This is a genomic window from Vibrio sp. 10N.261.52.A1, from assembly GCF_002876325.1.
GTDB classification, from domain to species: Bacteria; Pseudomonadota; Gammaproteobacteria; order Enterobacterales; family Vibrionaceae; genus Vibrio; species Vibrio chagasii.
Genome location: NZ_MCYD01000640.1, coordinates 1 through 7,815, shown reverse-complemented (window position 1 = coordinate 7,815; position 7,815 = coordinate 1). Strand labels below are relative to the sequence as shown.

The following is a 7,815-nucleotide window of genomic DNA, read 5'->3' as shown; positions in this document are numbered from 1 at the left end:
ACCGCAAAACCACGACCTTGCTCACCCGCTCTTGCCGCTTCAATTGCCGCGTTCAATGCTAACAAGTTAGTCTGTTCAGCGACGGACTTAATCACATCAATCACACTGTTGATGTTATTACTGCTCTCATGTAAGTGCGTGATCTTTTCCGCTAGATCATTAATTTCAGATGCCAGTTTTTCAATCGAGTGATAAGAATCCTGAACAGTGCTCAAACCTTCTTGTGACTGCTCATCGACCATTTTAGCGGAGCTGGCTGTCTGCTGAGTTTTTGCCGCGACTTCATTTACCGTAGCCGATAACTCTTCTGTCGCCGTCGCAACTAAACCGATTTGATCTTGTTGTTGAACTAGCGTATTCGAGTTGTAATGGCAAGTTTGTGAGGTTTCTTCAGCGGCTGAAGCTAAGGTCAGACTCGACTGAGACAAGTTGTCGATAACGTTTGAAAACTTCTCTAGCGTTTCGTTCAGTGCCAAAGAGATCTGTCCAAGCTCGCTGTTACCAACATACTTAGCACGAACCGTTAAGTCATTGTCATTACGAACTTTAGACAACATCACCGTCAGATCTTTTACTCTCATCGTTAGGTCGCTGATTGCCTTAACGCTCACAAAGGTCGCAAACAAAGTGACCAAAGCAAACAGAAAGATACTCATCATCATCGCAGACTGCGCCTCTGACATCTTTTTCTCAGTCAACGCAATCAATGATTCTGCTAAGTGGTTTTCTGTTTTCTTTAGCTGAACAATACGAGCAGTAGATTGAGAGAACCAGTACACAGGGTCGACATCAAAGCCACTCATCTTAGATTCAGCCAAACTACGAAGTTTTTCTACTTCTGCTACAGAGCGATCGTTTAACTGTTGCTCAAAGAAACGAACGTTCGCTGGGGTGCTCAACACTTCAAAATTCGAAAAGTAGGTATTTTGCTCTGTCACCAAAGAGATGAATTTCACCAGCATACCTGGGCCAAATTCATTTTTAGAAAAGGTGTTATTTAGCACAGCACGCTCAATACCCGCACGCTCTTTACCTTGCAAAAAGTTGTAATAAGCGATGGTTTCCGTGGTGATGGTGGCATCAGAGCTTAGCTCTGCTATCAACGCCGAGACACTCAATAATTTTGCGTTAAGTTTTGTGTAATAGCCCAAAGCTTCAGAAAGTGGTATCGACTGAGAATCAACTCGGTTACGAATAGAAGTAATTTGGTTAAGACTTTGGCTAATTTCATTGTTCAGGCGAGTAATCTGCGGTAAATCAATCGCTGCAGACTGCCAATATTCGTTTCTCTGAGCACGTCTATTATCCGCACTGGTTCTTTGAGATTGAAGTTCACTAACAAACTTAGCGCCCTTCGACCCGATAAAACCTGCCGTCATACCGCGTTCTTTTTGTAGCTCATGCACAAGTTCGCTGTACACAACCGACAAACGAGTCAGTTGGTTTAATGAAGACATTTCGCTGGTCGTTTCTACGCTTTTAGAAATCGTAGAAGCACTCAGCCATAGAAACCCTAAGATCGGTAAAATAAGCAAAGCGATGATTTTTTGCTTAAAAGACATATCGGTTAATTTCATTGTTATTTCCTAGCAGCTGACGAATCTTTATCTGTTATGTAATTAGACACACTTCAAAAGTGGTGCGCCTTTACTAATCGGTTTATCAATTAACGTGCCATGTTATCGGCAATCGATAACGCTAGCATTTAACCTTACAAAATTCATTGGTTTATTTATAAATCTGTTAGCTATGCAGCGTTCGAAAACAAAAAAATCGTGCAACAACATTTTCTCGACGCAAGTGACTGAAAAATTAAACTTTTTATTAACACTAAAGAGGTAGAAAAACACTAAAGCTCGGCTGAATACTCACTACATGTTGAGCAGCAACTATGTATAATGCCGCCCCGAAAAGTTAACAATTCAATCAACTAAAAAGCATAACCTGAGGTATTTATGGACTGTCCAGCTTGCGAAGAACACATTGGATGGGAGTGGGTAGAAGAGGAAGCCATCGAGCCCAATGAAGAGTTCGACTGCCCTGAATGTGAAGCAACTCTGATGTACACCATCGATGAAGGCACTTATTACGGTGCACAACATAAAACCGTCGAAGTTATCGACGACTAGCCTTCATCAGACATTGAGAAATATTTCACCGTAGAAGCTGTCAAAGCTCGTCATAAATTGCATTCAATCAAGCGCCTTATGCACCAGCAAGGTGCAAGAACGGCAATTAAGTCGAGTAAAACACACCTTTACTGGAACGAACGTTCAGCATAAAATATTGAACATATGTTCAGATTAATGAAGTAGATGTTATGGCCAAGACTGCGAAGTTCGATAGACAAGATGTAGTAGATAAAGCAACGAACCTGTATTGGGAAAAGGGCTTTCACGCGACTTCCATGCGTAACCTGCAAGATGTGATTGATATGCGTCCGGGTAGCATCTACGCGACCTTTGGCAGCAAAGAGGGTCTGTTTAAAGAGACACTTGCTCGCTATACCGAACTTGGCATTCTCAACCTGAACCGCTTTCGAAGCGAAACAGACTCGCCAATCAAAGCGCTTGAAAGCTTCGTAAAACGTGCAGTTGTTGAATCTAAACAAAGCGCGCCAAACGGCATGTGTATGTTGGCTAAGACGGTCGCTGAGCTGACTGATGAGCACGCCGAATTATTGGAAGAAGCCAAGAAATCACTGAAGATCATGGAAGGTGAGTTCGCTAAGCTGATTACCGAAGCACAAGAGCTTGGTGAAATAAGCCAAGATCGAGAACCTGTTCAGCTTGCTCGACATGTTCAAGTTCAAATAGCAGGCCTGCGTACCTACGCGAAAACCTGTGACGACATCGATTTACTTAACTCAATGGTTGAAGACGTATTTAAGTATCATCCTTTTTAAATGCTGAGCTCAGACATCTCAACAAAAAGACTCCACTGTTAGCTAAGGGCTAGAGCGGAGTCTTTTTAGTTTTGATCTCGTTAACTTTGTAGACGATTAACTCTATAGCTTAAGGGTTATACCTTTCTCATTATCAGCGCCTGCGCATTAAGCATCGCTTCTTTGGTGCTGACATCTAAGATCTTCACATTCGCAAAGCGTTCAACTTCTTTAATCGCCACATCATGAGCGAAGATCACCAACCTCGCCCTTTCAATATCTTTCTGTGTAATGCGATTACCTATTCCATTTGCACCTTGGGTCTCGACCTTTATACGAACTCCAAGGTGATGGGCCGCCTTCTCTAAAGACTTAGCCGCCAAGAAAGTATGAGCAACACCTGAAGGACATGAAGTAATTGCCAACACATCCGCTTGTCCCTCTTCTGTTACCGAGCCACCTGCAGATTGATAAGAAAGTTCGTCGCCCTCTACCACATTCTTTTTGAGCAGTATCACGATGAATGCCGTGGTTAGCGCCCCCGCAAGAGTACCAATGATGTAGCCAATTTTGCCATCGACTACAGGCAGAACAATCCATCCGCCCCATGGTGCATGGTTTACCACATGGAACATAAAGCCAACCACGTTACCGACAATACCACCAGCAACCACAGCAGGTAGCACTCGCGCAGGGTCAGCGGCGGCAAAAGGAATTGCCCCTTCACTAATACCAATCATCCCCATGATGCCTGCGGCTTTGCCGGCTTCACGTTCGTCTCGCTTAAACTTCTTCGGTGACAGAAAAGTCGCCAAAGCCATACCCAGTGGCGGCGTACAAATCGCAATGCCGACGCCTCCCATCAACCAAGGCTGGGTATTAACCTGAGTCTGAGCAAACAGTGTAGCGACCTTGTTGATCGGGCCGCCCATATCAAAGGCTGTCATGGCACCTAAAATACTGCCAAGTACCATTTTTCCAGAACCTGCCATGCCCGTGAGCATTTGGTTCATCTCTAGCATCACTTGGGCTATCGGGGAACCAATCACCCACATCACAGCACCACAGGTTACAAAGGTGCCGACTAACGGATAAATGAAAATAGAGCTCAGCGAGATCATGCTGTCTGGCAGTTTGATCTTCTTAAGCAGATTCACCACAAAGCCAGCGAAAAAACCGACCACTATCGCCCCAAGGAAGCCGGTGTTGTATTGATCTACCGCTACCCAAGAACCAATCATGCCCGGTGCTAAACCCGGTTTATCAGCCATTGAGTAGGCGATGTAGCCGCCTAGAACAGCAGTAAACAGAGTTAAGCCTGCGATACCCATCTGTGCAATGTCCGCCAGCACGCCACTTTCAGGCACAGCACCATGGCCCGAAATCATCACAGACAAAGACAACAACACCCCACCTGCGACCACAAACGGAATCATGTGCGAAGTGCCATACAGTAAATGCTCTTTCATGCGATTAAGAGACTGCGCCCAGGGACTGAGCGGCTCAACGTACACTTCCTGATGGCTAGAAGCATAACTATCGAAAGAGTCGGAATTGGCTTCGAGAAACAGCTCTTGAGCCTCTTCGACCGACTCAACCGCCTTTAATTTTGTAACAAAGTCATCTTCAATCAGTTTGGTCGAAATCTGTGCCAGCACCTCGATATGATGGTCGTCATTGTTGTCTGGCGAAGCGAGCATAAAGAACACATCTGAGAGTTCACCGCCATCCGCACCATAATCAATCCCCGTTCGGCTAATACCTACAGCAACGGCAGGTTTAGCGACGGCAGTACTTTTCGCATGTGGAATCGCAATACCATCATCAAACCCCGTATTACCAATCGCCTCACGCTTCCAGATATCATCAAGGAATTCACTTTTATTCGAGAGCTTACCAGCGCGATCGAGTAACTCGACAAGCTCTTCAAATACTGCCTGTTTTGAGTCTGCTTGCAAATCTAAGCAGATAATCTCGGGCTCGATAATGTTAGTGATATCCATGGTTTACTCTGCCTCGCCTGATTTCAGACTGAAGTAATTAGGTTCTTCCGACCTAAATTAAAATTCGATGTTAATAGGATGAAAAGATTAGCGGTGTGCCGGCGAACATCATATAGGACGAAAGGTGCATTAACTGGATTATTGTAACCAAGAACTCAGAGTGTGACGTCCACCTTAGAATAAAAAACGACAATCCATAAAATCCACAGAACCCATAAACGTATCGCCCCTACGGTATGCTCCCGGTCTATACTGGGTTTTCCCATACCAGAGAGTAAAGTGGCGAGATTAAGCCGAGAATAATAATGAGAATTGTCGCGGTAACTGCGTGCCCTACAGGCATTGCGCACACCTATATGGCAGCTGATGCATTAAATAAAACAGCCCCTAAATTCAACGTTTCAATCAAGGTTGAAACACAAGGCGCTATGGGTATTGAAAACTTACTGTCTGCACAGGACATAACTCTCGCAGACAAAGTGTTGATCGTTTCTGATATCGACATCGAACAACCAAGCCGATTCGACCCAGTCAAAACCGTATTCATTCCTATGGAAGAAGTATTGTTGAGTGTCGATAAGGTTTTCATCAAGCATTGTCGGGCTTAAGCCTTTCATGAACGAATATCAGATCACCTTCTTTGTTGACGATCCAACGGCGAACTCACATGTCGCGCAGCCGCTTGCTCGCTTAGCGAAAAAGTTTAAAAGTACCATCCGCATTATCAACATTACTCAAAACCGAACCGCGGATCTCTCTAAATCTGTCGCGATGTTACAGGTGGGTTTACTTCGAGGGGATTTGTGCCAGATTACCGCAGTAGGTATTGATGCCGAGCTCGCGTGTTTTGTCATAAAAGACGTGATTGCCGAACACTACACCATGGTTGGCTCACAAGTGAATCATGAGTTCTCTAGCGATCTCATCCAACGCATGCCTCAAATATGCCCACCTTGCGACATCAAGTGGCACCACGCTAAAGCACAAACTCAACTGACCAAGTTTGAGTGCCTAAAAGGACTCGCTCAATTAGTGCATCCACAAGATCCGGATGAACTGATTCTGGCGTTTATTAAACGAGAAGAACGTTCATCTACATGTGTGTCACCGGGGATCGCCTTGCCCCATGTGATGTTTGAATCGACCCAAGACCTCTCTATCGCGGTTATCGTCAGTGATGACCCAATCGATTGGGCCTCGCCAATTGGCCAAGTCCACGTGGCAATCGCTTTAGTACTGCCTACCAAGCCACAACGAGAGCATATTGTGGCGGCCACTAACCTAACCAGAAACCTGCTTCACGATCAGGTCAATGAGCGTTTGCAAAAGACCCGAAGCAGCGTCGACCTACAAGCCCTGTTGATGTACATCTCTTCACGTCTTATTTAATGACTAGAACGTCAGATCTAGATTGATCCTCGATACTCTGTCGGCGTTCGTCCGGTGCGGTTTTTAAAAACTCGGCAGAAATAGTTCACATCTTTAAAACCACAACGTACCGAGACTTCATTGAGCTTGAAGTTGTACTTCTTAAGCATGAACTTAGCGCGATCGACTCGCACGCGTGTGATGTACTCGGCCAGCGTCATATGGCCTTGTTGACGGAACATTCGTGACAAGTGGTTGGATGAAATACTAAAACGCGAAGCGATGCTGTCACGGGTGATGTGGCGGTGGAAGTTCTCTTGAATGTAGATACAAATGCCCTGATACACATCCTGTACTCGGCTGTGAGATTTCTCGACGGGCGCATCTAACATCGTCTTACTATATTGCAGCAGCGCTTGCAGTAATAACTCATCCATAGGTTGCTTGTTACTTTCCCTCGCAAGTGAACTAAGCGCCTCCAAAATATTATCAATCGCAAAGCCAGAACGAGTCTGAATACTGTGTTTTTGAATATCATAAAAGCTCTCTTCGCCTTTGCGCTTACTCACCAAGCTTAAACCCAGCTGACGGCGGCCAAACAACATACTCAGCACTGAGCAATCAGTATCCCAGTTCGGCTTGTTCCAACAGTTAGGCGGGATGAAAATCGCATCCCCTGCTTTCGCGACAACGTTGGTGATCTTACGATCATGACTCTCCATTTCATTAATATACTCACCGTCGAGCACCAGCTCTAAACGCGGAAAGTTCACCTGATAACTACACGCTGAAGGCGTGTGAAAATCGCCCGCAAACCAGATGTTATGAAATGGTTCTCGCTCATTTAATACCGACGAGATTAGGTCATGAAATATCATTTATTCGAACTCATATAGGCAGCAATAAGGCTACAGGAATAGATATACTACTTAGTGAAACATAGCGCTATTGAGCAAAATCACAATTTAAGATCTAGGTTACAAAAATCCAGTAGTGGAAATAAATCTCCAGTCGCAAATCTGATATGGCACATTGTTCCTCCGATAACTCTACACACTGAATTCCTTGTAAATAAAAGCCTCAAGCAGAGTCAATCGATGTCAATAGAGGCCGAAAAACGCGCCACTAACCGATCAAAATCACACTCCATTTAGAAGGCAACAATCATCCAGTAAATGCGTTTTTTATTCACTACAGAAGGCAAGTAATCAATTTCAGAATATCCCTAACAAAATAAAAACAGAGTAGGGGTTCATTATGATCACAACACTGATCAATCAAGATTTGATTAAGCTTTCGCTTAGCGCCAATTACAAAGAAGACGTATTTAAAGAGCTGATAGACGTGCTATACGCACAAGGCCGAATTTCAGACAAAGCTCAGTTTCTTGCCGACATTAAAGCGCGAGAAGAACAAGGTAATACCGGCTTTGAAGAAGGCATCGCCCTACCACACGCGAAAAGTAGTGCGGTAATCAAACCCGCGGTTGTTATCGGCGTGCACAAACAGGGTATCGACTACGGCGCCGATGATGGTCAACCTTCAAAGCTGTTCTTTATG

8 protein-coding genes are annotated in these 7,815 nt (G+C 44.7%); 5 read left to right on the top strand and 3 right to left on the bottom strand.

All coding sequences use genetic code 11. From position 1 onward, the window contains the following. The coding region (locus BCT81_RS11895; RefSeq protein WP_102424493.1) for a methyl-accepting chemotaxis protein at window positions 1-1,577 on the bottom strand (1,577 nt) is incomplete at its 3' end. A 378-nt stretch (window positions 1,578-1,955) separates the two neighbouring features. Between BCT81_RS11895 and BCT81_RS29310 the strand changes: the two genes are divergently transcribed. Continuing rightward, a complete protein-coding gene (locus BCT81_RS29310) occupies window positions 1,956-2,129 on the top strand; it encodes a hypothetical protein (protein ID WP_004741672.1) in 174 nt (57 codons plus the stop codon). A gap of 191 nt (window positions 2,130-2,320) precedes the next feature. Next, window positions 2,321-2,905, top strand: a complete 585-nt coding sequence (locus tag BCT81_RS11890; RefSeq protein WP_102424491.1) for a TetR/AcrR family transcriptional regulator — start codon at window positions 2,321-2,323, stop codon at window positions 2,903-2,905. 116 nt (window positions 2,906-3,021) lie between these two features. Here the strand turns inward: BCT81_RS11890 and BCT81_RS11885 are convergent, their stop codons facing one another. Next, window positions 3,022-4,887 carry a fructose-specific PTS transporter subunit EIIC gene (locus tag BCT81_RS11885; protein WP_102424489.1) on the bottom strand — a complete coding sequence of 622 codons (1,866 nt, stop codon included), beginning with the start codon at window positions 4,885-4,887 and terminating at the stop codon, window positions 3,022-3,024. Between the two features lie 305 nt (window positions 4,888-5,192). On the opposite strand from BCT81_RS11885, the gene BCT81_RS11880 reads away from it, so the two are divergent. Continuing rightward, window positions 5,193-5,495, top strand: a complete 303-nt coding sequence (locus tag BCT81_RS11880; protein WP_086714366.1) for a fructose PTS transporter subunit IIB — start codon at window positions 5,193-5,195, stop codon at window positions 5,493-5,495. Between the two features lie 7 nt (window positions 5,496-5,502). Next, window positions 5,503-6,276 carry a PTS sugar transporter subunit IIA gene (locus BCT81_RS11875; protein ID WP_102424487.1) on the top strand — a complete coding sequence of 258 codons (774 nt, stop codon included), beginning with the start codon at window positions 5,503-5,505 and terminating at the stop codon, window positions 6,274-6,276. A gap of 17 nt (window positions 6,277-6,293) precedes the next feature. Here the strand turns inward: BCT81_RS11875 and BCT81_RS11870 are convergent, their stop codons facing one another. Continuing rightward, window positions 6,294-7,133 carry an AraC family transcriptional regulator gene (locus BCT81_RS11870; RefSeq protein ID WP_102424484.1) on the bottom strand — a complete coding sequence of 280 codons (840 nt, stop codon included), beginning with the start codon at window positions 7,131-7,133 and terminating at the stop codon, window positions 6,294-6,296. A gap of 379 nt (window positions 7,134-7,512) precedes the next feature. On the opposite strand from BCT81_RS11870, the gene BCT81_RS11865 reads away from it, so the two are divergent. Next, on the top strand, window positions 7,513-7,815 hold a 303-nt coding region (locus BCT81_RS11865), incomplete at its 3' end, for a fructose PTS transporter subunit IIA (protein WP_157938866.1).